This window comes from Amycolatopsis sp. cmx-4-54, assembly GCF_046548895.1.
In the GTDB taxonomy this organism is placed as follows: domain Bacteria; phylum Actinomycetota; class Actinomycetes; order Mycobacteriales; family Pseudonocardiaceae; genus Amycolatopsis.
In genome coordinates, this window is the sequence record NZ_JAEBEJ010000003.1 from 593,543 (window position 1) to 620,027 (window position 26,485).

The following is a 26,485-nucleotide window of genomic DNA, read 5'->3' on the forward strand; positions in this document are numbered from 1 at the left end:
GCTGGACGCACTGTGCCCTAGGAGTCGTTCCATAGTCAAATTTGATTACTTGGGCGGCGCGCCGAACACGGCTTCGTCGTCGCCTTCGCCCGCCATCACGTACTCACCGGCTTCGAGACGGCCGATCAAATCCCGCATCCAGCTCACGTTCGCTTCCGCGTGCGCGCTCCACAGGCGGTACAACTCGCTCACGTGCGGCGGTTTCCCCAGGTCGACGGCGTGTTCGCGGGCGTAATGGGTCGATTGGGCGTGCGCTTCCATATTCGCCAATTGCTGTTTCAGCAGGGCCAGTACCTGCGCGCGGGGCAGGGTCGGCATGAACGTGACCGCCGCCGACAGCGAGTACCCGGTGGCGTCGTCGCTCGACAACGCCCTGCCGAGTTGCACGACGAACTCGGTCTCTCCGTCTTCGGTAAGACTGTAGGCGACCCGGTCGGGCCCGCTTCCCGTCTCGGCGTCCTCGACCTGTTCCAGCAGGCCTTCGGCGGTCATCTTCTTGAGCGCGTGATAGATCGAACCGGGCTGGACATTGCCCCACTTGTCGGCCGCCCACGAGAGAAGCTCGCGCCGGACCTGGTAGCCGTGTGCCTTCCCGTACATGCGCACGACACCCAGCACCAGCAGACGCGTGGCGGACACCGAGGCCTCCGATCCTCTCCCGGACAACAATGCCTTAGACGACGTCCGTAGGCTAAACAAGCATGAGCACCCCAGTGTTGACTGCGGTGGCCTGGCCCTACGCCAACGGCCCCCGCCACATCGGCCACGTGTCCGGATTCGGCGTCCCGTCCGACGTCTTCTCCCGCTACCAGCGAATGGCCGGCAACCGGGTGCTCATGGTGTCCGGTACCGACGAACACGGCACCCCGATCACCGTCCAGGCCGACAAAGAAGGCATGACATCCCAGCAGACGGCCGACAAGTACACCCGTCAGATCGGGCAGGACCTGCAGGGGCTCGGCCTCACCTACGACCTGTTCACCCGTACCACCACCGGCAACCACGCCGATGTCACGCAGCAGATCTTCCTCGCGCTGCACCGCAACGGCTATGTCGTCCCCAAGACGACCCGGGGCGCGATCAGCCCCTCGACCGGCCGCACCCTGCCCGACCGGTACATCGAGGGCACGTGCCCGATCTGCGGCTACGACGGCGCCCGCGGCGACCAGTGCGACAACTGCGGCAATCAGCTCGACGCCGCAGAACTGATCAACCCGAAGTCCCGGATCAACGGTGAAACACCGAAGTTCGTCGAGACCGAGCACTACTTCCTCGACTTGACGGCGTTCGTCGACACGCTGGGTAAATGGCTGTCCAGCAAGACCGACTGGCGTCCGAACGTCCTCAATTTCACGAAGAACCTGATCGACGACATGCGGCCGCGGCCGATCACCCGTGATCTCGACTGGGGGGTGAAGATCCCGCTGGACGGCTGGCGCGACCAGCCGCTCAAGCGCTTCTACGTCTGGTTCGACGCGGTCATCGGTTACTTCTCGGCGAGCGTCGAGTGGGCGCGCCGCACAGGCAACCCGGACGCCTGGCAGGAGTGGTGGAACAACCCGGACGCCCGCTCCTACTACTTCATGGGCAAGGACAACATCACCTTCCACGCCCAGATCTGGCCCGCTCTGCTCTTCGGCCACAACGGCGAGGGCGATCGGGGAGGCGTGGCAGGCAAGTACGGCAAGCTGCACCTACCCGACGAGATCGTTTCCAGCGAGTTCCTCACCATGAGCGGCTCGAAGTTCTCCACCTCGCGCGGCACGGTCATCTACGTCCACGACTTCCTTCGCGACTTCGGCCCGGACACGCTGCGGTACTTCATCTCGGTCGCGGGACCCGAGACCCAGGACACCGACTTCACCTGGGACGAATTCGTCCGCCGGACCAACTTCGAACTCGCCAACGAGTGGGGCAACCTCGTCAACCGGTCCATTTCGATGGCCCACAAGAACGTCGGCGCGATTCCGCGTCCCGACGCTCCCACGGCCGCCGACGAGGAGCTCAAGGAGCTCTCGCGCAAGGCGTTCGACACCGCCGGCGCCCATTTGCAGCGGTCACGGTTCAAGGCCGCGGCGGGCGAGGCCATGCGCGTCGTCACCGCCGCGAACCGGTACCTGTCGGACCAGGAGCCCTGGAAGCTCAAGGACGACCCCGCCCGGCGCGACAGCGTTCTGCACACCGCTCTGCAGGTCGTCTCGGACGCCAACACGCTGCTGACCCCCTTCCTGCCCCACTCGGCGCAGAAGGTGCACGAGGCGCTCGGCGGCACCGGCGTCTGGGCGGCCCAGCCCGAACTTCAGGAAGTCGAGGACCTCGACATCCCCGGCCGGATCAACCCCATCATCACCGGGGACTACAAGGCCGAGCAGGCGCGCTGGAAGTCCGTGCCGATCGAGGTCGGCAAGCCGCTGGAGAAGCCGACCCCGCTGTTCGCCAAGCTGGACCCGGAACTCGGCGAGACCGGTCCCGAATGGGCTCCGATCTCGAAGTGATCAGCTGATGAGTGCGGAGAAGAAAGAACTGCCGCCGATCCCGGACAGGTTGCCGGTCTCGGTGGTGGACGCGCATACCCACCTCGACGCGTGCGGCGCGGTCACCGCGGCTGATGTGTCAGCCATGGTCGACCGCGCCGAACGCGCTGGTGTCTCCCGGGTGATCACCGTCGCGGACGATCTCGCGGCCGCTCGCTGGGCCGCGCAAGCGTCCACTTGGGACCCACGGGTCTGGGCCGCCGTCGCGATCCATCCCACGCGCACCAAGGATTTCGGCGAGCCCGAGAAATCCGAAGTGGAGCGTCTCGCCCAAGAGTCCAGAGTGGTCGCGGTCGGCGAGACCGGCCTCGACTACTACTGGGACTACTCGCCCCACGACGCACAGCAGGACGCCTTCCGGTGGCATATCGATCTCGCCAAGCGGATCGGCAAACCGCTGATGATCCACGATCGGGACGCCCACGACGACGTCCTCCGGATCCTCGAGGAAGAGGGAGCGCCCGAGCAGGTCGTCTTCCACTGTTTCTCCGGAGACGAGCACATCGCGCGCCGGTGCGTCGACGCGGGATACGTGCTTTCGTTCGCCGGCACGGTCAGCTTCCGTAACGCCCGCGGGCTCCACGAGGCGGCACGGATCGTTCCGGCGGACCAGTACCTCGTCGAAACGGACGCTCCGTTCCTGACCCCGCATCCGTTCCGCGGGCGCCCGAACGAGCCCTACTGCGCCGCTTATACGGTTCGACACCTCGCCTCGCTCAGGGGCGAAGCGGTACACGAGGTGGCCGAATCGGTGCGAACGACCGCCGAGCGGGTCTTCGGTTTGCCGACAGTCACCACCGGTTGAACGGATTGCGACATTAGTGATCAGCAATGGTCCACTCTGATGAGTGACCAACGTCACGACACTCCGGGCGGTGTTTGCGCAACCCGGCGAGGTTCGTTACTGTCCCGTGATCGTGCCGGTCGGTATCCGCTCCTGCGGTTTCCGGCTGTTACGCCCACAGTCACGTCAGTGCACGTCGGGGAAGCGGAACCAGGAGAGGTACGGCCTGGAACCGTGACGATGGCGCTGGCTGGGGGTGTCGGACTTCTAGAGGTGTGCCGAAGCGCGCATCGAGACGAAGGACGTATTGGAGTGGTTGTCGAGCTCCTCGACGTCTTGGGAAAGGGAACGACCCAGTGACTGGTAGCAGTAGGCAGGATGGCTCGCGCCTCGGCGCAGAGACGCACACCTTCGCTTCCTCCGGTTCGGTTGCCGTGCTCGACCGCGACACTCAGTACGGCGAGCTGGACTACTCCGACGATCCGCGCATTACGCACCAGGACGTCCTGGCCGCGCTCGGCCCCGACGCCGACACCCTGATGGCCGAGATCGACGTCGACGTCGACGAGCTGATCCGTCTCATCAGCGCCGAGACCACCATGCTTCCGCCGATCGTCATCCCGGACGAGCTGGCCGAGGACCGCACCGCGGGCGCGCCGATGAAGGCCGCGGCCAAGGACGAGGTCATCTCGAGCGCGACCCGCGTCTGGAAGAAGCGCTTCCTCAAGGGAACCGTCATGGCGGTGCTGCTCACCCTCGGTGGTGGCGGCGCGGCCGCGATGGCGATGAACAAAAGCGTCACGCTCGACGTCGACGGCAAGCAGCAGACCGTCCACAGCTTCGGCGACACCGTCGGTGAGGTCCTCGAAGACGCCGGCCTCTCGGTCGGCGCGCACGACTCGCTCTCGCCCTCGCCGCAGGCCGAGGTGGGCGACGGCGGCGTCATCAAGCTGGAGCGCGGCCGCAAGCTGAACCTGATCGTCGACGGCGCACCGCAGCAGGAGTCCTGGGTCCGCGCGACCAACCTCGGCGAAGCGCTGAACCAGCTCGGTCGCGCCGACCTCGCCAAGGCCGGCACCTGGACCTCGCTCCCGCAGAACGGTGAGCTGCCGCTCGAAGGCGCGACCATCGAGGTCAAGACCCTCAAGAACGTCACGGTCTACGACGGCGCGAACGAACCGCGCAAGGTTCAGACCAACTCGGTCACCACCAAGGAATTCCTCGGTGAGCTCCGGATGACCCTCGGCCCGGATGACGAGGCCGTCGGCGGTCTCGACGTCAAGCTGGTCGACGGCGCCGAGGTCCACATCAGCCGGACCGGCGTCACCATGGTCAAGCAGGACGAGGAAATCGCGCCGCCCGAGCAGAAGGTCGACGACCCGAACCTCGAAAAGGGCAAGACCAAGGTCGAGGACCCGGGCACCCCTGGCCAGAAGACCGTGACCTACAAGGTCACCAAGCGCAACGGCAAAGAGGTCGGCCGCGAGAAGGTCTCGGAAGAGGTCGTCACCGAGGCCAAGCCCAAGATCGTCAAGGTCGGGACCAAGAAGCCCGCCGATCCGGTCATCGGGGACGCCGGCGCCTGGGACCGTATCGCGCAGTGCGAGTCGACCGGTAACTGGTCCGCCAACACCGGCAACGGTTACTACGGTGGCCTGCAGTTCAACAAGAGCACCTGGGATGCCTACGGTGGCGATCAGTACGCCGCGTACCCGCACCAGGCCAGCAAAGCCCAGCAGATCGCTGTCGCCGAGAAGCTCCGCGACGACCGTGGCGGCTACGGCGCTTGGCCGCATTGCGGCAAGAAGGCCTGACGCCAGTCCAACCTCCTTTCCTGAAGGTCACCGTGTGGGTTCGCCCGCAAGGTGGCCTTCAGGCCGTTAGGGGCTTCGGAGGTTGAGCCGGGTTCCCGGGTCTCGGTCTCGAGAGTCTCGTCCACCAGCGAGCAGGCCGTATGTGGGCCACGCTCCTGGACGGTTGTCGAACACCTCCACCATCGCGAGGCGGGCTTTGACGGCCCTGAAGCGGCGCCTGGGCGGGCTTAGGACGGTTCGCCGGCTCCTCGGCGGGCTCGGCGGTCAGGGGCTGCTTGGCGGCCTGCTCCGACCTCTGCCGGGGCAGGGGGATGTCCGGGCCGGTGTCGGCGAGCTTAACGATCTCCGAGAACGCGTCGCCGCGCCGTTCGGCCGGCGAACGGTCGTCGGCTTCTCCATCGGGGGCCGGGTAGGCCCGCGGCACCAGGAGCGCGTTCAGTCGGGCGCCTGTCTCGGCATCGAGGTCGCCGCGCATGTCCCAGCGGCCGGTTCGTTTCTGGCGCAACCAGAACTCGCTCCTCCGCCTTTGCGGAGCGGGCTCGTCTTTGGGTTTTCCATCCGGGTCCAGTTGTGCGAGCAGTTCGGTGCCCGCCACCGTGACGTCGCGCGGTCTCGCGACGCGGGCGAGCTCGACCAAGCCCTCCTCGGCCTCGAGGCGTGCGCTCGCGGTGACGTACTCGGGCACCCTCTTCATGACCGTGACGATCCGGTCGATACTGGCCTCGGCCAGCGCGCCGGTGGCGGCCGCAGTACCGGTCAGGGGCGCGACGGGGTCGATCGACGTGCCGTCGCGCGCCCGTCTCGAATTGAGCGCCAGCGCTCTACCGGTCACTCTCTGAGCCTCCGCTCGAGGTACCCGGGCCACATGCTCGTAGAACACGGCGATCGAGTTGTGTCCGTAGACCTCACGGACACCACGTGACTCGATCTCGGCCAGGATCTGGCCGACTTCGGCGACAAGACGTCGCCCTTCGCGTAGCCGCGTCTGCAACTCGTCGAGAAGCAGTTCGGCGTCACCTTCCGGCAGGTTGAGCGGGAAGGCCTTGGGAATGTTTGTGCTGGTCATCCCTCGATTGTCGAGGCAGATTCGAACGAATGCACGGTATCGATCGGGTGGATGATCATCACGCTCCGCCTAAGCCGACCTGCGCCCATCACCCTTGAGTGGGATGCGTGTCGCTTCGGAAAAGCCATCCGGATGGTGGGGCCGGATCAGGTCGGACCCTTGCCTCGGCGATGCATCTGGTCCCACTCCTCGCGGAGCACCCCGTAGACGACGGCATCGTGGACACCGCCGGACCAGCGTCGGGCGCGCCGGAACCGGCCTTCTTCGACGAATCCGAGCCGTCGCCCGACGGCGATCATTCCCGGATTACCCGAGAACGTCGCGAAGTCAAGGCGGAGCGCGTCGGTGCGGGAGAACAGGTAGGTCGTCCACATGCGCAAGGCCTCGGTGCCGAACCCGCCGCCCCAATACCGCTCGTCGTAGATGACCAGCCCCATCCGGCGCCAGTCGGTCTGCCTGCTTTCCCAATACCAGCTGACCCGGCCGATCAGCCTTCCGTCGCTCAGGTCGCACACGGCGAGGCTGGCGCGGGGATCGGGCGGATCGGTCTTGACCGCGGTGAGTTCGCGCGCCGTGGATTCGGCGGCGGCCGTGGTCGGGGTGCCGAAGTAGGGCCCGTTCGTTTCATGCCAAGGCCGTGCTGGATCGAGTAGGTCGACGAGCGGCCCGAGGTCGGACGGGCGCCAGTCGCGCAGCCGGACTTTTTCACCATCGAGTACGACGTCGTCCACCGGCCAATCGTGGCTTACCGGGCCTGGTTACGATCGTCGGGTGACTGAACTGCTCGGTCCTGCGGAAATCAGGGCGCTGGCGGCCGAGCTGGACGTACGTCCGACCAAGAAGCTCGGCCAGAACTTCGTGCATGATCCCAATACGGTGCGCCGCATCGTCGACCTTTCGGGGATCGGCGAAGGGGACGTCGTCCTGGAGGTAGGGCCGGGCCTCGGCTCGCTGACCCTCGGACTGCTCGCGACCGGTGCCGAGGTCGTCGCGGTCGAAATCGATCCGGTGCTGGCTGGGCGGCTGCCGAGCACCGTGGCCGAGCGCGGCGGGGGTGAAAGGCTGACGGTCGTCGGCGCGGACGCGTTGCGGATCACCGCGGACGACCTGCCTGCGCAGCCGACGGCGCTGGTCGCGAACCTGCCGTACAACGTCGCCGTTCCCGTCGTGCTCCATCTGCTCGCCGAGTTGCCGTCGCTTACCAGCGGCCTTGTAATGGTCCAGACCGAGGTCGCGGACAGGATGGCGGCGGGCCCGGGAAGCCGCACCTACGGCGTGCCCAGTGTCAAGCTCGCCTGGTACGGGAAGACGCGCAAGGTCGCCGCGGTGCCTCGGGCGGTGTTCTGGCCCGTTCCGAACGTCGATTCCGCCTTGGTCGCGTTCGAACGGGGCGACGTGGTGTCGTCCGTGGATCGGGAGCGGCTGTTCGCGGTCGTGGACGCTGCCTTCTCTCAGCGACGGAAGACCTTGCGTGCCGCGTTGGCGTCGTGGGCCGGCTCCGCCGAACGCGCGGGGGAATTGCTCGAAAAGGCCGGTATCGACCCCAAGACCCGCGGGGAGCAGCTGGACGTTCATCAGTTCGCCCGGATCGCCGCGGCCGCAGGCTGACCATCTTTCGCGGGGGTGACCGGAGCCGCGCGAACGGCGGCCGGCCATGGCCGCATGAGTGCGCGCTCCCTCTTCTCGATTCTTGCCGGCGGGCCCCGTCTTGGCAGGCAGCGCGTCCGCCGCGAGCTGGACACTCCCTAGTGGTCTCAGAATATGGGCAGCCCATCCTGTATGCTGGACGCGACCAGACGTGTGATCTGCGCCTACGCGCTTGCTTTCATCCAGTGGGATCGGTTTTACTCAGTAAGCCATCCCGAGCGACTGAGAGACCTGGCTCGCCGAAGTCGCAGCAACCACCCTCCACAGGGCAGGTGCTACCGCCAGGACCGATGGAGGCTGTGCCTAATGAACAGGGTCACCCACCCGCTCCTGCTGACCAGGCGACGTGTCGTCGATGAAGGTCGCCGCACGGTAAGTGCGTGTCGACGCTCCACCGTTACTGCCTGAGTCCATTCCCTTATCTCTGAATCCGTCCGTTTCCCGGACGGTTACTCGGTGACGGTCGGCGCGCTCGAAAGAAGCAGCGCCCCATGTGCATGGAGCCTTTCGTGATCACTGTCGAAAACCTGTCCAAATCCTTTCCCCTCAACGGAAATCCCGTCGTCGCACTGCGCGATGTGAGCGTGGACATCCAAGCAGGCTCGCTGTTCGGAGTCGTCGGCCCGGCGGGCTCCGGCAAGTCGACCCTCGCTCGGTGCATCGGTCTTCAGGAGCGCCCCGACCGCGGTGTCGTCCGCCTCGACGGGCTCAACACCGGAACCCTCGACGGACGCCGTCTCCGCGAAATCCGGCGCCAGGTCGGCGTAGTGAGCACCAAGCCGGAATTGCTCGCCGAACGCACCATCGCCGGCAACATCGCTTCGCCGCTCGAACAACTCGGCCTCGACGGGCCGCAGCGCCGCAACCGGGTCGGCAACCTGCTCGACCTGGTCGGGCTCACCCCCCGAGCGGGGCAGCGACCGGGCGACCTGTCCGAGGGGCAGTTGCGCCGAGTGGCCATCGCCAAGGCGCTGGCCGCCGGGCCGTCCGTGCTCCTGGCCGACGACCCGACCGCGGGCGTGCAGCCCGAGGAGTCCGGCGCGGTCCTGACCGTGCTCGACCGTGCGCGCGCCGAGCTCGGCGTCACCGTCCTGCTCACCACACCTGACGCAGGAGTGGTCCGCCGTGTCTGCGACGACGTCGCGGTGCTGGAGGCCGGCGCGATCATCGAACGCGGAACCGTGCTCGACCTGGTCTCCGACCCGAACAGCCGGACCGCGCAGGCGCTGCTTCCCGTCATCGAAACCGGGCGCGCACAGGCCTCGAAGTACGACCGCGCGGTGGACGTCGTGCTCGTCGGCTTCGCCTCGGTCGGTGCGCTGCTGCCAGAAGCCGCCGGCCGCTTCGACGTCGAGCTCGCCACCATCGGGGGCGGCCTGACCCGGATCGGTGACACGCCGGTCGGCCGGTTCCGCCTCGGGGTGCGCGGTGAGCGCGCGGACGCCGCGCTCGCCTGGATCGCCGAACGTGGTGGTCACGTGACCCACCCGGTCCGCGGCCCGCAGGGTGTCGCCGCCTGATTCCTCCGCGAACGGGCCGCCCAGGACGAATCGCGTCCGGGGCGGCCCGTTCGCGTCCGACCCGCAAGTTCTCTTTTCTCCTGGTGACAAGGCAAGTGGAGCGGCCACGTAGGCTTGACGCGTGCTCGCCGTCGTACCGCCCCCAGTGACCGTCAGGGTTCCCGCCAAGGTCAACCTGCACCTGTCGGTCGGAGATGTACGCCCGGACGGCTACCACGAGCTGGTGACCGTGTTCCAGGCGCTTTCCCTGACCGACGAGGTGACCGTCGCGGTCACCGAAGACCCCGGCGTCGAGGTCTACGGTGAAGGTGAAGGTTCCGTACCGACAGGAGCCAACAACCTGGCCTGGAAGGCAGCGCAGGCGTTGGCGGCCCACGTCGGCAAGGCGGATGGCGAGTCGAAGGTCAGAGTCGTGTTGCGCAAAGGCATCCCGGTCGCGGGCGGGATGGCCGGTGGCAGTGCCGACGCTGCCGCGACCCTGGTGGGGCTCGCGTCGCTTTGGAAGCTCGACATCTCCCGGGACGAACTGGCGGGTATCGCCGCGAAGCTCGGTAGTGATGTTCCTTTCGCGCTCTACGGCGGGACAGCGCTGGGCACCGGCCGAGGCGAGCAGTTGGTGCCGGTCTTGTCGAGGCACACCTTCCACTGGGTCCTGGCCTTCGACCAGCGTGGGCTTTCGACTCCGCGGGTGTTCGGCGAGCTGGACAAGTTGCGTGAAGAGGGCAGTCCGCCGCGGATCGGTTCGCACACTCCGGTGGTGGAGGCGCTGGCATCCGGCGACCCGCGGCAACTGGCGCTGCTTCTCGGCAATGACCTGCAGGCGGCCGCTGTCTCGTTGCGTCCGGGACTGCGCCGCACGTTGCGGGCGGGAGTCAACGCGGGTGCGCTCGCCGGCACCGTGTCCGGATCCGGGCCGACCTGTGCCTTCCTGTGCGCGGATGCCCAGTCGGCCGTCGAGGTCGCCGCGGAGTTGTCCGGTGCCGGTGTCTGTCGCACGGTGCGCGTCGCGCACGGGCCTGTTCCCGGAGCCCGGCTGGTCGGCGGGGACGACGCGCCGCGGCCGTCACCGCCTCGGGTGCACGCATGAGGGTGTCCGAAATGGACACCGACTAATTCGTTTGTGGTGCGAGCTTTTTGGAAAGGATCGGCTGAGGCATGGCCAACTTGGTCAACCTGGAGTCGGTGAGCAAGTCCTTCGGGGTGCGCCCGCTGCTCGACGGTGTTTCGCTCGGTGTGGCGGAGGGGCAGCGTATCGGTGTCGTCGGTCTCAACGGGGGCGGGAAGACGACGTTGCTGGAGGTCCTCGCGGGGATCAGCGAGCCCGATACGGGACGCGTCAGCCAAGTCCGGGGCTTGCGGATGGCCGTGGTCACCCAACGGACCGAACTTCCCGAAGGCAGCACGGTCGGAGATGTCGTGCTGGAGCGCTACGGCGCGGAGCACGAGTGGGCCGCTGACGCGCGTGTCCGGTCCATTATGGACGGTCTGGGCATCACGGCTCTCGGCATCGACAAGGAAACGGCGAACCTGTCGGGTGGCGAACGCCGCCGGGTGGCGCTGGCGGCCGCCCTCACCGGTGAACTGGACCTCGTGGTCCTCGACGAGCCGACCAACCATCTCGATGTCGAAGGTGTGCGCTGGCTCGCGGATCACCTGCTCAACCGCAAGATCGCGGTCGTGGTCGTGACGCACGACCGGTGGTTCCTCGACACGGTCGCGAGTGTGACCTGGGAGGTCGCCAACGGTCGTGTCGAGCAGTACGAAGGCGGATACGCGGACTGGATCTTCGCGCGCGCCGAGCGGGCGAGGCTGGCGGCGACGGCCGAGGAAAAGCGGCAGAACCTGGCGCGTAAAGAGCTCGCGTGGCTGCGCCGCGGTCCGCAGGCCAGGACCTCGAAGCCCCGCTACCGCGTCGAGGCGGCGGAGGCGCTGATCTCCGACGTGCCGGAGCCGCGTGATTCGGTCGAGCTGCAGGCGTTCGCCCGCCGTCGGCTGGGGAAGACCGTGCTGGAGATCGAGGACGCCACGTTGACCGTCGGCGACCGCACCCTGCTCGATCACGTCACCTGGCGGATCGGGCCCGGCGATCGGATCGGCCTGGTCGGCGTCAACGGGTCCGGCAAGACGACGCTTCTCAAGCTGCTCAGCGGCGACAGGGAGCCCGAAACGGGACGACGCGTCCAGGGCAAGACGGTCAGCCTCGCGCACCTACGACAGGAGCTCGACGACCTACCGGGCGATCTGCGCGTGCTGCAGGCGATCGAAGAGGTCTCCGGCCGGGTCGTGTTCGGCAAGCAGGAGCTCACCGCTTCGCAGCTGGCCGAAAAGCTGGGGTTCCCCGCCGCGAGGCAGTGGACGCCGGTCGAGGACCTTTCCGGTGGTGAACGGCGCCGTCTGCAGCTGTGCCGGCTCCTCATGGCCGAGCCCAACGTGCTGCTGCTCGACGAACCGACGAACGATCTCGACATCGACACCCTGCAGCAGCTCGAAGACCTGCTGGATTCCTGGCCTGGCAGCCTTGTCGTCGTTTCACACGACCGGTACCTGGTGGAACGCGTCTGCGACACGATCGTGGCCCTGTTCGGGGAAGGGCAAGTGACCCACCTGCCGGGCGGGATCGAGGAATACCTCGACCGGCGCGCGAAGAGCCTCGAGAAGGCCGGCGGTGACCGGAAGACAGGCAGTGCGCGGGGCTCCACGCCCAAGAAGAGCGCAGCGGAACAGCGGGCGGCTCAGAAGGAGCTGTCCCGCCTCGAGCGCAAGCTCGACCAGCTGCACACGAAGGAAGAGAAGCTGCATACGGCGCTGCTCGCCGCGGCGACTGATCCGAGGAAGCTCATCGAGCTGAACACCGAATTGAAAGCCGTCGAAACGGAAAAGGAGGAGGTCGAGGCCCAGTGGCTCGAGACCTCCGAAGCGATCGAATGAGTTCACTCGACGGCGAGCGGGTCGTTCGGCGCGGACAGTAGTGTGACGCGCATGAGTCGGTTCGTGGACACGCTCGTCGCCACCGCGGCGGGGCGAGGTCAGCAGCGGGGAATGGTCACCGGGGAGCCCAGGGAGCCGGTTCGGCGTACGTGGGCCGAGATTCACGAGCGGGCCAAGCGGGTCGCCGGGGGTCTGGTGACGGCTGGGCTGGAGCCCGGCAAGGCGGTCGCGGTACTGGCGGCGGCGCCGTCGCTGATCGCGCCGACGGTTCAGGCGGTTTGGCTCGTCGGCGGCAGTGTGACGATGCTGCACCAGCCGACGCAGCGCACCGACCTCACGGAGTGGGCGGAGGACACCGTTCGCGTGCTGCGGATGATCGGGTCCGACCTGGTTCTGCTCGGTGAGCCGTTCGATCAGCTGGCGCCGGTACTCACGGAGCACGGCATCGCCTTCCAGGTCATCACCGAACTGCTCGAGGCCGAACCACTGGCGGAGCCCGTTCCCACGGCCGAATCGGACACGGCGCTCCTGCAGCTGACCAGTGGGTCGACGGCCGACCCGAAGGCCGTTCGGATCACCTACGGGAACCTGTATTCGAACGTCAAGGCGATGGTCGACCGGGCCGAGTTCGATTTCGACGTCGACGTGATGGTCTCGTGGCTGCCCACCTTCCACGACATGGGGATGGTCGGCTTCCTGACGGTGCCGATGACGTTCGGCGTCGAGCTCGTCAAGATCACGCCGGTCGAGTTCCTGTCGGGACCGTTGATCTGGCCGCAGCTGATCAGCAAGTACAACGGCACGACCACGGCCGCGCCGAACTTCGCGTACGCGATCGTGGGCAGGCGGCTGGCCCGTGTCGAGGACGACGACGCGTACGACCTCTCGAAGCTCCGGATCGCGCTGAACGGTGCCGAGCCGATCGACGAGACGGCGGTGAAGACGTTCGTCGAGGCTGGGACGCGCTTCAAGATGCCCGCCGAATGCGTGTTCCCCGCGTACGGAATGGCGGAGGCGACTCTCGCGGTTTCGTTCGCGCCGTTGTTCACCGGCTTGACGCTGGACGTCGTCGAGGCCGACGCGCTCGAGGCGGACAACCGCGCGGTGCCGGTCTCGGAGGGCGACCCGCGTCGGGGAACTGACGAAGTCCGGTCATTCGCGGTGCTCGGGCCGCCGCTCGACGGGCTCGAGGCCGAGATCGTCGACGACAAGGGAACCGTGCTCGGAGAACGCGAGGTCGGGGAGATCCGCCTGCGCGGCGAGGCCGTGACACCGGGGTACCTGACCATGGAGGGGCCGCTCGCGACGCAGGACGAGGACGGCTGGCTGCTCACCGGTGACCTCGGCTACCTGGTCGACGGCATGATCGTGATCTGTGGCCGTCGCAAGGACGTCATCATCATGGGCGGCCGGAACCTGTACCCGACCGATATCGAACGCGCGGCGACCTCGGTCGAGGGAGTCCGGGCGGGGAACGCGGTGGCCGTGCGGCTCGACGCCGGCAGCCGCCGGGAACGGTTCGCCGTCGTGGTCGAATCGAAAATCGCCGGGGATCCGGAAACGGAGAAGGCGCTGGCGAAGGAGGTCGCGGCCAAGGTGCGCGGCGCCGTCGACATGCGGCCCTTCGCGGTCGTGGTGCTCCCGGCGGGAAGCCTGCCCAAGACGCCCTCGGGCAAGGTGAAGCGGGCCGCGACCGCCGTCCAGTTCGCGGACAAGATCGCCAAGAACGCGGCGACCGGCTGACACGAAAGGGTCGGGTCCGCGAACCTCGCGGACCCGGCCCTTTCGCTGCACCTCCCGGTGGTCAGCGGCGTCGCCAGGGTGGCTTGCGGGTATGGGTGTGCTCCAAGGCGGGCGCGATGTAGTAGCCGGCGGAATGGGACAGCCCGGCCAGCGTTCCCTCGACGTCTCGCAGGAACGCGTCGACGGCTGCCTGGTCGTAGCCTCGTTTCGACAGCGGCGCTTTGGCGAACGCCACGTTGTGGACGTCCGCGACCGACAGATCGTCGTCGCCGTCGAGAGTCGCCGCGACCCGTTCGAGGAAGGCATCGACCGCGGGTTCGTGATAGCCGCGGGCGCCGATCGGCGCCCGGTCGAACTGCCGGGTCCTGGCCTCGAAGGCGGTAACGGGCACTAGCGCTCCCGGAGGAACTCGACGGGACCGCGGTCCGGGACGGCACGTTCGGCGGTCGCCTCGCCCTCTTCACGGGCGCCGGGCACACCGAGCGCCTGCTGGCCGGTCTGATGGGCGAGCTGCACCTCGACCTTGTCGAGGAAATCGTCGACTTCGCGTTCGTCGTAGCCACGCTTACCGATCAACGGACGCGAGAACATGACGTGGTGGACCTCGGCGGCCGTCAGGTCGTCCCGGTCCGAGATCGTGTCGGCGATCCGTTCCAGGAACGCGTCGACCTCGTGTTTGGCGTATCCGCGTCGCCCGATCGGGGCGTTCGGGAAAGTGGCGCCGGTGATGTCTTCGGCCGTGAACGACATGAAACTCTCTCCGGTTTCGGTGGGGAATGCGATCTCCGCATTCCGTCCTAACGGGTTTGAGAGTTCCCCGGAAGAGTTCGCGCTATTCCACGACTCGATCAGGGGCGTGGTGAAACGCCTTCGAGTGACGGGGTGTAACGCACCGCCATGTGAGCGGGTTCACCCAGCGTGGAAGGTGTTCTGGGCCGCGGCGAGACCGGTGCTGATAAGCGCTTCAACGGCGTCGGCGCAACGATCGACCTCGAAAGCGAGCTCTTTCCGTTCGACCGTCGAGAAGTCTTTCAGCACGAAATCCGCCGGATCCTGCCGTCCCGGAGGGCGGCCGACGCCGAAACGGACCCGGTAGTAGTCCTTAGTGCCCAGCGATTTGGTGATCGAGCGGAGACCGTTGTGCCCGTTGTCGCCGCCGCCCAGTTTCATCTTGAGCGCGCCGAAGTCGACGTCCAGCTCGTCGTGGATGACCACCACACCGGCCGGGGGGATCTTGTAGAACCGGGCCGCGCCCACGACGGGGCCGCCCGAGAGGTTCATGTACGAACGAGGCTTGGCCAGGACCACCCGCCGGCCCGCGAGCCGTCCTTCGAGGATTTCGGCACCGCTCTTGTGGGCCTTGAACTTGCCGCCGACACGGTGGGCGAGCTCGTCGAGCACCATGAAGCCGACGTTGTGCCTGTTGCCCGCGTATTGGGGGCCGGGATTGCCGAGGCCGGCGAGCAGGATCTGCTCGCCGGCCCCGGGAAGTACTGCTTCGGTCACACCAGTGACTTTATTCGGCGTCCTCGGCGGGGGTCTCGGCCGCCTCGGAAGCGCCTTCTTCACCCTCAAGCGCGGACTCGGACGGCGCCTCGTTCACGGCGACGACCAGGGCGTCAGGGTCGGTGACCAGCGTGGCGCCCTTCGGCAGGGCGACGTCCGAGGCGTTGATCTGGGTGCCGGCGACGACGCCCTCGACCGAGACCTCGACCTGCTCGGGGATGTGCAGCGCCTCGACCTCGATCTGGATGGCGTCGAGGTCGGTGGTGACCAGGGTGCCCGGGCCGGGGGTGCCGGTGACGACGACGGGGATGTCGACGGTGACCTTCTCGCCGCGGATGACGACCAGCAGGTCGACGTGCTCGATGTAGTTCTTCAGCGGGTGGACGACGATGGTCTTCGTCAGCGCCAGCTCGCTCTTGCCCTCGAGGTCGAGGGTGATGACGGCGTTGCTGCCGTTCTCACGCACGACGCGGGCGAACTCGATGGCGGGCAGGGCGTAGTGGCGCGGTTCCGAGCCGTGCCCGTACAGCACCGCGGGGATCTTGCCGGCGCGACGCGTGCGGCGCGCGGCACCCTTGCCGAATTCGGTGCGGGGCTCGACGGACAGGCGTACCTCGGACACGGTGTAGCACTCCTTCAATTCACCAACATGTTCAGCGAAAGCATGCTGAGGTGGGGATGGTTCGGGGCGGTTCTGGTGTTCGGCGGCGAATTCCACAGGCGTGCTCGACCGCGTGTGGCCACTCAAGCCGCCGCGTCGATCACGTCGGGCACCAGGTGCTCACGGAACCCGCCTCGCCGAGACCGGGAAAGTGTAGACCAACCGATCGGGCGGGGGTCCCGCCGGGTGGCTCGTACAGGTGACAAGTCGGTGACAGCTGCTTCGCGAACCCGCGGATGCGGTGGTGCGCGACCCCTTTTCTAAGGTGTGATCTGCTCGCACGCGAGACTAAGGGGACGGGATGCCGGCACGACGGTCGAAGATCGGCGCGATCGCCGCCCTGTGCTGCCTCGTGGCCGGTTGCGACGTCGCGATCGACGGGGCGGCCGGGATCCCGGCCGCCGAGCAGCAGCGGGTGGATCGGCGCGCCGAGCAACGCGGCGCTGTCGAGAGCGCGCTGAAGGCGTTGGAGCAGTCTCCGGCCGTCGTCTACAAGTCGACGATCAAGGACGCGTCGGGGCAGCCCGCGGAACTCCAGTTCCGGATCACCCGGAACGGGAGCGCGTACGGAGCGCTGCCGGTCGACGGGCAGGCCATCCAGGTCATCTCCGCCGACAAGCAGCTGTACCTCTCGGCGACGCCGGAGTACTGGAAGGCGCACGGGCTCGGCGACAGCGAACAGTACGGCACCAACTGGGTCCGTACGGACAGCTCGGACCTGCCGGTGAACGCCGTCGAGGTGCTCAGCCCGCGCAAGGCCGCGTCGACCCTCAGGACCGCGGTGTCCGAGATGAACCCGTTGACCGATCCGGTCCGTTCGAAGCTGCCGGACGGGACCGAGGTCTACGACGTCGGGAGCGGGCTCGGAACACTGCGGGTGACCACGGCGGCGCCGCACCGTGTCGTCAGCTTCGCGCCATCGCTCGTCGCCGCGGCGGGCGGCAAGACGCTCGGCGCCGAGCTGCGGGTCGAGCCGCTCGCCGGGGAAGCGCTCAAGAAGCTCCAGGCCGATCTGGACGGCGCGATCGGCGGGCTCGGGCAGCCGTTCGACGCGCTGATCCAGGTCAGGGTCAGTGTTGTCAACGACAAGCTGGACTGCACGGACTTCGTCGGGACCTGCCGGGCGACCATCGACGTCGCCAACTCCGTCATCGGCGGCGTGAACGGGACGCCCGTGCATCTGAAGCTGACCGTCGACTTCACCGCGCAGACCCTCGGCGCGCAGAGCTGCACGGCGGACGCCGACGCGGCGCCGGACACCACGACGAGCATGTCCTGCGAGGTCAAGTTCAAACTGCCGAATCGGAACGCCAGCTATCAGGTGCAGGCGAAACCGTCGGCCAAAGGTGAGGTCCGGGCTCCGGTCGACGTCAACGGCGTTCGCGAAAAGCTCAAGTCCGAATTCGCCACGCTGGGCGGCTGACCTGCACGCTCACCTCGGGGTGCGTTGCATACGTTGAAGTAGCCGGTCTCGCGTTCTTAGCATCGGCGTGGTCGCCGATGAAAAGGGAGAAACGCGTGGCGAAATTGGTTGTGTTCGGAGGAACCGGGTACGCGGGCGGGAAGATCACCGCGGAGGCCCGCGGCCGTGGGCACGAGGTCTTGGTGGTGTCGAGGAACGCCGAAGGCGAGGGGACCAAGGCCGGCTCGCTCTACGACGAGGCCTTCCTGGCCGATGCCGCCAAGGGCGCCGACGTCCTGGTCATCGCGGTTCACGGGCAGAGCGGTCTGCTCGACGCGGTGCCCTCGATCGCCCGGGTCGCGAGGGACAACGGCGCGCGGATCGGCGTGGTCGGCGGGGCTGGCAGCCTGCACGTGGCCAAGGGCGGGCCGCGACTGATCGACACCCCCGAGTTCCCGGACGAGTACAAGGGCGAAGCGGGTGCGCACGTCGAGGTGCTGGAAGCGTTCCGGAAGCTTCCCGAGGACGTCGACTGGTTCTACGTCAGCCCGGCCGCGGAGTTCGGCGCCTGGGCCGAGGGCGAGCGGACCGGTGAGTTCCGGCTCGGTGGCGACGTGCTCCTGACCGACGAGAACGGCGGTTCGAAGATCGGCGGTGCCGACTACGCGATCGCGTTCGTCGACGAGATCGACAAGCCGGAACACCGCCGTCAGCGTTTCTGCGTCGCTTACTGACCGGACAGTTCCCGAACGACCGGCGCGAACGTTTCCAGCATCGGCTCGAATACCGTGATGTAGGAGAAGCCGTACCGTTCGCGACGCTCCTGGAGCTGCCGGACGATCTCGGCGACGGTGCCGAAAAGCAATTGGGGCGTTTCGAGCAGGGTGTCGACGTCGAGGCCGTCCTGGTCTTCGACTTCCTCACGCCAGGCCTCGGCGGCCGCGCGCCGGTCGTCCGTGACGACGACCCGCTGGACGAGCATGTTCGGCTCGGGATCGCGGCCGTTCGTGTGCGAGCGGAAGAAGGCGACGCGTTCGTCCATGCGCTCGGCGTCGTCGAGCCGGAACGTGCCCGGCGGTTCCCCCGGTGCTTGACGAAGGCCCGCGAAGCCGGCGATGTCGGCTTCGCGGGCGGCGAGGGAGAGCACGCCGTCGCTGTTGCCCGCGAGGAGCAGCGGCGGGGGCGTGATGCCTTCGCCGGCGAAGTGTTCGCGCAGGTGGTCAAGGCTCTCGACGAGATACTCGATACGTTCCTTGGCCGGGATCCACGGCAGACCGGCGTCGTCGAATTCCGATTTCATGTGGCCGGAGCCGAGCCCGAGGTCCAGCCGGTCGCCCGTCATCTTCACCGTGGTGACGACTTCGCGTGCGAAGAGCGCGGCGTTGTAAAACGCCATATTGGAAACAAGAGTGCCGACGCGGGGCCGCTGGGTCACCGCGGCGGCCATGGTCAGCGCCGGGAAAGGCGCGTTCCGTCCCGGGCCGAGATGATCGGGCACGGAGATGACGTCGAATCCGAGGGCCTCGACGCGACGGCACTTCGCGACCCAGTCTTCACGGTTCTCGGCGCCCCACAGGTTCACGCCGAATTTGAATTTCCCCATGAACGGAACCTAGCCATGCCGGGCGGCCGGGCGCGCGTCGTTTCGCGAGGAGCCGAAAACGGAGCAAGGGACCTTTGCTGTCACTCTCCAAAAGAGAGCGACAGCAAAGGTCCCTTGCTCCGCCGGGATCAGGCGTTGCCGTCGAAGAGGGACGTGACCGACCCGTCCTCGAAGACCTGCTGGATGGCCTGCGCCAGCAGCGGCGCGATGGACAGCACGGTCAGACCGGGGAACCGCTTCTCCTCCGGGATCGGCAGCGTGTTGGTGACGATGACCTCGCGCGCCTTGCAGTTCGACAGCCGCTCGGTGGCGGGGTCGGACAGGATGCCGTGGGTCGAGGCGATGACGACGTCGGACGCGCCTTCGTCGAGCAGGGCCTCGGTGGCCTTCACGATCGTGCCGCCGGTGTCGATCATGTCGTCGATCAGCACGCACAGCTGACCGCGGACCTTGCCGACGACGCGGTTGGCGACGGCCTGGTTCGGCTTGTCGGGGTCGCGGGTCTTGTGGATGAAGGCGATCGGCCGGTCACCCAGCTGCGCCGCCCACTTCTCGGCGAGCCGCACGCGACCGGAGTCCGGCGAGACGACGGTGATGTTCTCGCCGTGGTAGGTCTTGTTGATGTGCGCGGCGAGCACGTTCTGCGCGAGCAGGTGGTCGACGGGACCGTCGAAGAAGCCCTGGATCTGCGCGGTGTGCAGGTCGACCGTCATGATCCGGTCGGCGCCCGCGGTTTTGAACAGGTCCGCGATCAGGCGCGCGGAGATCGGCTCGCGGCCCTTGTGCTTCTTGTCCTGCCGCGCGTACGGGTAGAACGGCATGATCACGGTGATCCGCTTGGCGCTCGCGCGCTTGAGCGCGTCCACCATGATCAGCTGCTCCATCACCCATTCGTTGATGGGAGCGGGGTGGCTCTGGATCACGAACGCGTCGGTCCCGCGCACCGATTCGTTGAACCGGACGAAGATCTCCCCATTGGCGAAGTTGTGCGCGGTCTGCGGAACGACCGACACGTTGAGGTGCTTGGCGACCTCTTCCGCGAGTTCCGGGTGGGCGCGCCCGGAGAAGAGCATCAGGTTCTTCTTCGGTGTACCGGACTTCGAGCTCATGCTGGTGACTCCCCGTCGTTTCCCTTGTTTGAATCGGACACGGCGGTGGTGTCCTGCTTCGCGGCGGAAGCTGCGTCCGCCGCGGGTGTGCCCGGCCTGCGCCGGGACACCCAGTCTTCGATGTTGCGCTGCGGTCCGGTGGACACGGCGAGCGCGCCCGGGGGCACGTCTTGCCTGATCACGGTGCCTGCCCCACTGTAGGCGCCGTCGCCGATGGTCACCGGGGCGACGAACGTGTTGTCCGCGCCGAGCCGCACATGGGAGCCGATCGTGGTGTGGTGCTTGTTCACGCCGTCGTAGTTGACGAAGACGCTGGAACAACCGATGTTGCTGTTCTCGCCGATGGTCGCGTCGCCGACGTAGGTCAGGTGCGGGACCTTCGTGCCGGCGCCGATGTCGGCGTTCTTCGTCTCGACGAACGCGCCGAGTTTGCCCTTGGTCCCCAGTTTGGAGCCGGGACGCAGGTAGGTGAACGGGCCGACCTTCACGCCGTCGCCCAATTCCGAATCGGAACCGTGCGTCCGCACCACCGACGCGCCCGCGCCGACGGAGACGTTCTCCAGCGTGCTGTCCGGGCCGATCTGCGCGCCCTCGCCGACCGACGTCGAACCCTTCAGCTGCACGCCGGGCTCGATGACGACGTCGCGCGACAGGGTCACGCCCGCATCGATCCAGGTGCTCGCGGGGTCGACGACGGTGACGCCCGCCCGCTGCCAGCCGCGGACGATCCGGCGGTTCAGTTCGGCGCCGAGGACCGACAGCTGAACGCGGTCGTTGACGCCTTCGGTCACCCACGGGTCGTCGATGACCAGCGCGCCGACGCCCTTCCCGTCGCCGCGGGCGATGCCGAGGACGTCGGTGAGGTAGAGCTCGCCCTGCGCGTTGTCCGTCGAAAGCCGCGAGAGCCCGTCGAGGAGGACCGAAGCGTCGAAGGCGTAGACGCCGGAGTTGATTTCGGCGATTTCGTGCTGTTCCGGGGTGGCGTCCTTCTGCTCGACGATCGAGATGACGACGCCGTTTTCGTCGCGGATGATCCGGCCGTAACCGGTCGGGTTCTCGACGACCGCGGTCAGCACGGTGACCGCGTTACCGGTCGAGGTGTGCTCGGCGACCAGGGAAGCGAGCGTTTCGGTGTCGAGCAGCGGGACGTCGCCGTAGCTGACGACGACGGTGCCGGTCAGTCCGCTGGGCAGGGCGGAGAGCGCGCACGAGACGGCGTGCCCGGTGCCTTTCTGCTCTTCCTGGACGGCCGTGACGACCTCGCGGCCGAGAGCCTCGCCGACCTTTTCCAGCCGGGCGCCGACCGAGTCGCGACCGTGGCCGACGACCACGACCAGGTGCTCCGGGTTCAGTCCCGCGGCGGCCCGCACCGCGTGCTCGACCAACGGGCGGCCGGCGATCGGGTGCAGCACCTTCGGGGTGGACGAACGCATGCGGGTGCCCTCACCCGCGGCGAGGATCAACGTGCTCAGCGGGCCGGTCACGGCTCTCCCAACATTTCACCAACGGTGGTTGTCGGGCATTGATCCTACGTGGGCTGCTCGGAGTCCCACGCGGGGTCGGTCGGAGCATCTTCACCGGGCCATCCGGTCACCGGGTCGATGGCCATCGAGTTCACCGACGAAACCTGGTTCCCGCCACCGCGTTTCGCCTGGTACATGGCCGCGTCGGCGCGGGCGAGGACCTGCTCGGCCCGTTCCTGCGGGCGGAGCGAGACGAGGCCGACGGAGAGGGTGACACCGTGCGAAAGATGGTGCGGCAGAGATGCGACGGCATTCACAGAACGACCCAGTGCCTGCTTCGCCGCGGAGGCCGGAGCCCCAGGTAGAAGCACGATGAACTCGTCTCCGCCGTAGCGGGCGACCACATCGTCGCCACGCAGGGCGTCGCGCAGCGTGCTCGCGATGACACGGAGCACGTTGTCGCCCTCGGCGTGCGACTGCTTGTCGTTGACGTCCTTGAAGCCGTCGAGGTCGACCAACGCGACCGCGAGCGGCTGGGCGTCGGCGGACGACGCCAGCGACCGCAGCTTTTCGTCGAGCGCGCGCCGGTTCGGCAGCCCGGTGAGCGGGTCCTGCAACGCTTGCTGGGTGATGGCGCCGTGTTCGGCGGAGAGCCGCTCGTGCTCCCGCCGCGCGTTGAGCGTCGCGATCTGCGATTCCCGCAGCGACCACATCTCCGTTTCCAGGATGGTCGCGTAGTCGATCAGCGACTGGCTCGCCCCGGACGCGTAGTCCGGGGTGGTGTCGAGCCTGGCGAGCTCGCGGGCGAGGTTCAACCGCATCGACGGCAGCGAGCCGTCCTCGTTGTCCTCGCGGACCTCTTTGAGCACCTGCAGGGCGTCCTCGCGGCGGCCGTCGTTGTCCAGGCAGCGGGCCAGCGCGATGGCGATGATCTCGCGTTCGTGCGGGAAGACCAGTTCCGGATGCAGCAGCGAGTTCAGGCGCTCGATATGCGACGAATCGGGCGACGCCAGCGCGGCGGCCGCGGCGAGCACGCCGACCTGGTCGATCGCGGGCACGCCGGCCTTGCGCGGGAAGAGCGACTCGGTGAACGGGCCTTCGGCGGCCTGGGCCATCGACGCGGCGGTGCGGAACTTGTCCGCCCCCTCGTCGTAGCGCTCGATGCGTTCGAGCCGCAGGCCCCAGCCCAGCAGCATCTTGACCCGGTTGATCAGCTGGAGCGCGATCTCGTGCGGGCTGGCGCTGTCACGGATCGCCTGCGCGGCGCGGGCGATGGCCTCCTCGGCCGCCTCGTAGACGCCCAGCTGGTTCAGCACCAGCCAGCAGTCGACGAGGGTGGTGGACAGCATCCGGTCCCAGTTGCGCCTGCCGACCTGGCGGTCCGGGACCGCGGAGTCGTCGAGGATGGCCAGCGCCCTGGCGATCTCGGTGAGGGCGGCGTCCTCCTGTTTGGCGATCACCAGCCGTCGGCCGCGCATGGCGTGCGCGTCGGCGCGCATCAGGGCGAGACCGTGCCGCCTGGTGTGCGCGAGCATCTCGTCGAGCCTGGGTTCGGCTTCGGCGGCGAGACCGCGGGTGACCAGCCTCGCCATCGCCGAGTAGCGCAGCAGCTGGGCAACCAGCAAGGGTTCGCCGCGGCGCTGCGTCTCGTCGAGGAGTTCGTCGAGGCTGGTGACGATGTCCAGCTGTTCGGCGAAGCTGACGCGCTGGATGGCCGCCCCGAGTTCGCGCGCGCGGCCATGCAGCCAGGCGTCGGACATCTCCGCAAGCGCCGGCCGCCTGCCACTGGTCGTCGCGTCCTCGGTCAGCCGCACACACCCCCACCGTTGAAAACGCCGCTGGTCATCTGTTCGTCTGCTCCGCCGCCAGGATTCGAACCTGAACTGTCAGAACCAAAATCTGAAGTGCTGCCGATTACACTACGGCGGATCGATCCTGGTCAGGATAGCCATGCCGGGGATCTCCACGTGCGCCCGGGGGTGGGGTCACCGTCGCGGGCACTCCACAGGGGACGAAACCTCCTGTACCGTAACTTACGGCATCGTAGGTAAGGTCACCCTTAGGGAAATCCTCGGGGTTGCGCATAGAAAAGAAGTGACTGCATGACGGCTACCCTGGACCGTTCCCAGAAGCCCGCGAAGGGCCCCAAGCCGGTAATCGAAGGACATCGATCGAGTGGCGTGCAGCTCTCGGTCTACCTCGGGGTCATCTTCCCGCTCGCCGCGTTGCTCGCGGCCGTCCCCTTCGCTTGGGGCTGGGGATTGACCTGGGTCGACGTCGGCCTGTTCGTGGTCTTCTACGCGATCAGCGGACTCGGTATCACCGTTTCGTACCACCGCTACTTCACGCACGGCTCGTTCAAGGCCAAGCCGTGGCTGCGCGTCGCGATGGCGATCGCCGGCAGCATGGCCGTCCAGGGCCCCGTGATCACCTGGGTCGCCGACCACCGGCGCCACCACGCCTTCTCCGACCGCGACGGCGACCCGCATTCGCCGTGGCTGTTCGGAACGACACCGGTCGCCATCGCCAAGGGTTTCTGGCACGCGCACATGGGCTGGCTGTTCGACCGTGACCAGACCAACGCGGAGCGCTTCGCGCCGGACCTGGTGAAGGATCCGGCCATCAAGAAGGTCGACGACCTGTTCTGGCTGTGGAGCCTGCTCACCCTGGTGCTGCCCGCGATCCTCGGTGGACTGATCACCTGGTCGTTCTGGGGCGCGGTGACCGCGTTCTTCTGGGCCGGGCTGGTGCGGGTCTGCGTGCTGCACCACGTGACCTGGTCGGTCAACTCGGTCTGCCACATGATCGGCGAGCGCCCGTTCGCGGCCCGCGACAAATCGGCCAACTTCTGGCCGCTGGCGATCTTCTCCTTCGGCGAGTCGTGGCACAACCTGCACCACGCCGACCCGACCTCGGCGCGGCACGGTGTGCAGCGCGGCCAGATCGACATTTCCGCTCGGCTCATCTGGATCTTCGAAAAGTTCGGCTGGGCCTATGACGTGCGCTGGCCGACCCCGCAGCGCCTCGCGCGCATCGCCACTGAAAGCAAATAGCGAGGTCGCGTTAGTCTTCTGCGATGGCGGGGAGAAGGCGGACCAAACGTGAAGCGGTCACCGGGGCGCGTCCTGTCGCCCCGGTGGCCCGGGTGCGGATGACGGGGACGGAGCGCAGGCAGCAGCTGCTCAACGTCGCCAGGGCCCTGTTCGCGGAGAAGGGTTTCGAAGGTACGTCCATCGAGGAGATCGCGCACCGCGCGAATGTCTCCAAACCGGTGGTGTACGAGCATTTCGGCGGCAAGGAAGGCATCTACGCCGTCGTCGTCGACCGCGAGACGCAGCTGCTGCTGGACCGGATGGTCTCCACCCTCCACGGTGGACACCCGAGGGTGATGCTGGAGCAGGCGGCGATCGCGTTGCTCTCCTACGTCGAAGACTCGCACGACGGCTTCCGCATCCTGGTGCGGGATTCGCCGGTCGCGAGTTCGACGGGCACGTTTTCGACGGTGCTGAACGACATCGCCAGCCAGGTCGAGCACATCCTCGCGCAGCAGTTCGCCGCGCGGGGTTACGACGAGAAGCTGGCCGCGCTGTACGCGCAGGCGCTCGTCGGAATGGTCGCGCTCACCGGACAGTGGTGGCTCGACGCCAGGAAGCCGAAGCGCGACGAGGTCGCCGCGCATCTGGTCAACCTTGCCTGGAACGGTCTGTCCAATTTGGAGCACAAGCCGAAGCTGCGGCTGTACTGAATCAGCGCAGGAGCCCGGTCTCCCGCAGGTGGTCGAAGATGATCTTGCCCGCCGCGGAAAGCCGGTCCCTGTCTTCGTGACCCAGCCAGGTGATCTCGTCGATTTCACTGCTGGCGGAGAGAGTCCCGGTGAATTCGGCGGTGTAGCAGGTCGTCCGGACCAGGAATCCCGTCGCGTGGCCATCGGCCTGCGCCTCGAAGACCCCCGCGGGTTCGATGGTCGCCGGATCGATCTCGACGGTCAGCTCCTCGCGGATCTCCCGGATCAGGGTCTCCGCATCGCTTTCACCGGGTTCGCGTTTGCCGCCGGGCAGGTAGAACACGGACCTCCCGCGTGAGCGAGCGCCGAGGACACGGCCGTCCCGGAAATGCAGCCAAGCGATCTTGTCGATCATGGCTCAGCCCAGCGCCGCGGCGGTCTCGGCGGTCGTGAGCACTTCGCCCAGCCGCGGGAACACCTTCGTGACCGCCGATTCGTGGGAGATGGCGGCGATACCCGCCATCGCGTCCGAAACGGCGATGGTCTCGTAGGCGTGGTCGATCGCGGCCCGCAGCGTCGATTCGACGCCGTATTCCGTGGCGATCCCGGCGATCACCAGTGTCTTCACGCCGAGTCCGCGCAGGAGTTCGTCGAGACCGGTGCGATAGAACGCGCCGATGGTGTTCTTGGTGATCAGATGCTCGCCGTCGCGAGGTGTCAGCTCGGCGACCAGTTCGCTGCCGGGCGGCTGCTCGTCGACACCCGGCCGGTGCGCGCGCACGTGGACGATCGATGAGCCGGCCGCGCTGAAGGCCTCCCGCAACAGGACGGCGTTCGACACGACCTCGGTGCCTTCGATCGGGACGGTCTCCAGCGCGACGATCCGCGTCTGGAGGTCGATCAGGACGAGCGCCGTCGTCGCGGGGTCGATCTTCGTCATGGGGGAAGCCTAGTGTCCCTATGCCGGCGGGCATGGGGCAG

General features: G+C 67.5%; 25 protein-coding genes, 1 tRNA gene and 1 riboswitch. Of the genes, 12 read left to right on the forward strand and 14 right to left on the reverse strand.

Features of this window, described 5'->3' with window-relative positions:
- Positions 1-45 precede the first annotated feature (45 nt).
- Positions 46-639: a PadR family transcriptional regulator gene (locus tag ACLJQ7_RS13130; RefSeq protein ID WP_410648456.1), complete on the reverse strand. Its 594-nt coding sequence runs from the start codon at positions 637-639 to the stop codon at positions 46-48.
- 62 nt (positions 640-701) lie between these two features.
- On the opposite strand from ACLJQ7_RS13130, the gene metG reads away from it, so the two are divergent.
- The 3 genes from metG to ACLJQ7_RS13145 all read left to right on the forward strand — a co-directional run bounded on the left by metG (position 702) and on the right by ACLJQ7_RS13145 (position 5,132).
- Entirely contained in the window at positions 702-2,495 is a 1,794-nt protein-coding gene (gene metG / locus ACLJQ7_RS13135; RefSeq protein WP_410648457.1) for a methionine--tRNA ligase, read from the forward strand.
- Positions 2,496-2,502: 7 nt separating this feature from the next.
- Positions 2,503-3,339: a TatD family hydrolase gene (locus ACLJQ7_RS13140; protein WP_410648458.1), complete on the forward strand. Its 837-nt coding sequence runs from the start codon at positions 2,503-2,505 to the stop codon at positions 3,337-3,339.
- A 413-nt stretch (positions 3,340-3,752) separates the two neighbouring features.
- Positions 3,753-5,132 carry a transglycosylase family protein gene (locus ACLJQ7_RS13145; protein WP_410648459.1) on the forward strand — a complete coding sequence of 460 codons (1,380 nt, stop codon included), beginning with the start codon at positions 3,753-3,755 and terminating at the stop codon, positions 5,130-5,132.
- Between the two features lie 58 nt (positions 5,133-5,190).
- On the opposite strand, the gene ACLJQ7_RS13150 is transcribed toward ACLJQ7_RS13145, so the two are convergent.
- Together ACLJQ7_RS13150 and ACLJQ7_RS13155 are read right to left on the reverse strand one after the other, a co-directional pair.
- On the reverse strand, positions 5,191-6,198 hold the full coding sequence (locus tag ACLJQ7_RS13150) for a DUF222 domain-containing protein (RefSeq protein ID WP_410648460.1): 1,008 nt from the start codon (positions 6,196-6,198) through the stop codon (positions 5,191-5,193).
- A 146-nt stretch (positions 6,199-6,344) separates the two neighbouring features.
- A complete protein-coding gene (locus tag ACLJQ7_RS13155; RefSeq protein ID WP_410648461.1) occupies positions 6,345-6,929 on the reverse strand; it encodes a GNAT family N-acetyltransferase in 585 nt (194 codons plus the stop codon).
- 40 nt (positions 6,930-6,969) lie between these two features.
- Between ACLJQ7_RS13155 and rsmA the strand changes: the two genes are divergently transcribed.
- The 5 genes from rsmA to ACLJQ7_RS13180 all read left to right on the forward strand — a co-directional run bounded on the left by rsmA (position 6,970) and on the right by ACLJQ7_RS13180 (position 14,036).
- On the forward strand, positions 6,970-7,806 hold the full coding sequence (gene rsmA / locus ACLJQ7_RS13160; protein WP_410648462.1) for a 16S rRNA (adenine(1518)-N(6)/adenine(1519)-N(6))-dimethyltransferase RsmA: 837 nt from the start codon (positions 6,970-6,972) through the stop codon (positions 7,804-7,806).
- A 245-nt stretch (positions 7,807-8,051) separates the two neighbouring features.
- Positions 8,052-8,142, forward strand: a riboswitch (SAM riboswitch).
- 212 nt (positions 8,143-8,354) lie between these two features.
- Positions 8,355-9,365 (forward strand): methionine ABC transporter ATP-binding protein, encoded by a 1,011-nt coding sequence (locus ACLJQ7_RS13165; RefSeq protein ID WP_410648463.1) that lies wholly within the window; start codon positions 8,355-8,357, stop codon positions 9,363-9,365.
- A 121-nt stretch (positions 9,366-9,486) separates the two neighbouring features.
- Positions 9,487-10,452 (forward strand): 4-(cytidine 5'-diphospho)-2-C-methyl-D-erythritol kinase, encoded by a 966-nt coding sequence (locus tag ACLJQ7_RS13170; RefSeq protein ID WP_007028772.1) that lies wholly within the window; start codon positions 9,487-9,489, stop codon positions 10,450-10,452.
- Between the two features lie 68 nt (positions 10,453-10,520).
- Positions 10,521-12,293: an ATP-binding cassette domain-containing protein gene (locus ACLJQ7_RS13175; protein ID WP_410648465.1), complete on the forward strand. Its 1,773-nt coding sequence runs from the start codon at positions 10,521-10,523 to the stop codon at positions 12,291-12,293.
- 51 nt (positions 12,294-12,344) lie between these two features.
- Entirely contained in the window at positions 12,345-14,036 is a 1,692-nt protein-coding gene (locus ACLJQ7_RS13180; RefSeq protein ID WP_410648466.1) for a fatty acyl-AMP ligase, read from the forward strand.
- Positions 14,037-14,097: 61 nt separating this feature from the next.
- On the opposite strand, the gene ACLJQ7_RS13185 is transcribed toward ACLJQ7_RS13180, so the two are convergent.
- The 4 genes from ACLJQ7_RS13185 to ACLJQ7_RS13200 form a co-directional block, all read right to left on the reverse strand.
- A complete protein-coding gene (locus ACLJQ7_RS13185) occupies positions 14,098-14,427 on the reverse strand; it encodes a DivIVA domain-containing protein (RefSeq protein ID WP_410648467.1) in 330 nt (109 codons plus the stop codon).
- The gene (locus ACLJQ7_RS13190; protein WP_410648468.1) at positions 14,427-14,786 is read right to left on the reverse strand and encodes a DivIVA domain-containing protein; all 360 of its coding nucleotides are present in this window, start codon (positions 14,784-14,786) and stop codon (positions 14,427-14,429) included. The genes ACLJQ7_RS13185 and ACLJQ7_RS13190 overlap by 1 nt, the downstream gene beginning before the upstream one ends.
- Positions 14,787-14,945: 159 nt before the next feature.
- Positions 14,946-15,542 (reverse strand): aminoacyl-tRNA hydrolase, encoded by a 597-nt coding sequence (pth, locus tag ACLJQ7_RS13195; RefSeq protein ID WP_034305613.1) that lies wholly within the window; start codon positions 15,540-15,542, stop codon positions 14,946-14,948.
- A gap of 10 nt (positions 15,543-15,552) precedes the next feature.
- The gene (locus ACLJQ7_RS13200) at positions 15,553-16,164 is read right to left on the reverse strand and encodes a 50S ribosomal protein L25/general stress protein Ctc (RefSeq protein ID WP_410648469.1); all 612 of its coding nucleotides are present in this window, start codon (positions 16,162-16,164) and stop codon (positions 15,553-15,555) included.
- Between the two features lie 340 nt (positions 16,165-16,504).
- Between ACLJQ7_RS13200 and ACLJQ7_RS13205 the strand changes: the two genes are divergently transcribed.
- A complete protein-coding gene (locus ACLJQ7_RS13205; protein WP_410648470.1) occupies positions 16,505-17,626 on the forward strand; it encodes a hypothetical protein in 1,122 nt (373 codons plus the stop codon).
- Between the two features lie 95 nt (positions 17,627-17,721).
- Positions 17,722-18,339 carry an NAD(P)-dependent oxidoreductase gene (locus ACLJQ7_RS13210; RefSeq protein WP_410648471.1) on the forward strand — a complete coding sequence of 206 codons (618 nt, stop codon included), beginning with the start codon at positions 17,722-17,724 and terminating at the stop codon, positions 18,337-18,339.
- Here the strand turns inward: ACLJQ7_RS13210 and ACLJQ7_RS13215 are convergent.
- The 5 genes from ACLJQ7_RS13215 to ACLJQ7_RS13235 all read right to left on the reverse strand — a co-directional run bounded on the left by ACLJQ7_RS13215 (position 18,333) and on the right by ACLJQ7_RS13235 (position 23,709).
- A complete protein-coding gene (locus tag ACLJQ7_RS13215) occupies positions 18,333-19,208 on the reverse strand; it encodes a TIGR03621 family F420-dependent LLM class oxidoreductase (RefSeq protein WP_410648472.1) in 876 nt (291 codons plus the stop codon). The genes ACLJQ7_RS13210 and ACLJQ7_RS13215 overlap by 7 nt on opposite strands.
- A 128-nt stretch (positions 19,209-19,336) precedes the next feature.
- A complete protein-coding gene (locus ACLJQ7_RS13220; protein ID WP_378435544.1) occupies positions 19,337-20,317 on the reverse strand; it encodes a ribose-phosphate diphosphokinase in 981 nt (326 codons plus the stop codon).
- Complete coding sequence (gene glmU / locus ACLJQ7_RS13225) at positions 20,314-21,801, reverse strand: bifunctional UDP-N-acetylglucosamine diphosphorylase/glucosamine-1-phosphate N-acetyltransferase GlmU (RefSeq protein ID WP_410648473.1); 1,488 nt, start codon at positions 21,799-21,801, stop codon at positions 20,314-20,316. The genes ACLJQ7_RS13220 and glmU overlap by 4 nt, the downstream gene beginning before the upstream one ends.
- Before the next feature lie 44 nt (positions 21,802-21,845).
- The gene (locus tag ACLJQ7_RS13230) at positions 21,846-23,594 is read right to left on the reverse strand and encodes a diguanylate cyclase domain-containing protein (protein ID WP_410648474.1); all 1,749 of its coding nucleotides are present in this window, start codon (positions 23,592-23,594) and stop codon (positions 21,846-21,848) included.
- A 43-nt stretch (positions 23,595-23,637) separates the two neighbouring features.
- Positions 23,638-23,709, reverse strand: a tRNA-Gln gene (locus ACLJQ7_RS13235).
- Between the two features lie 173 nt (positions 23,710-23,882).
- On the opposite strand from ACLJQ7_RS13235, the gene ACLJQ7_RS13240 reads away from it, so the two are divergent.
- Positions 23,883-24,833: an acyl-CoA desaturase gene (locus ACLJQ7_RS13240; protein ID WP_125674120.1), complete on the forward strand. Its 951-nt coding sequence runs from the start codon at positions 23,883-23,885 to the stop codon at positions 24,831-24,833.
- Between the two features lie 98 nt (positions 24,834-24,931).
- Complete coding sequence (locus ACLJQ7_RS13245; protein ID WP_037318732.1) at positions 24,932-25,525, forward strand: TetR/AcrR family transcriptional regulator; 594 nt, start codon at positions 24,932-24,934, stop codon at positions 25,523-25,525.
- A 1-nt stretch (position 25,526) separates the two neighbouring features.
- On the opposite strand, the gene ACLJQ7_RS13250 is transcribed toward ACLJQ7_RS13245, so the two are convergent.
- Both ACLJQ7_RS13250 and ACLJQ7_RS13255 read right to left on the reverse strand, forming a co-directional pair.
- A complete protein-coding gene (locus ACLJQ7_RS13250; RefSeq protein ID WP_410648475.1) occupies positions 25,527-25,919 on the reverse strand; it encodes an NUDIX hydrolase in 393 nt (130 codons plus the stop codon).
- Positions 25,920-25,922: 3 nt separating this feature from the next.
- Entirely contained in the window at positions 25,923-26,444 is a 522-nt protein-coding gene (locus ACLJQ7_RS13255) for an isochorismatase family protein (protein ID WP_410648476.1), read from the reverse strand.
- Between the last annotated feature and the right edge of the window lie 41 nt (positions 26,445-26,485).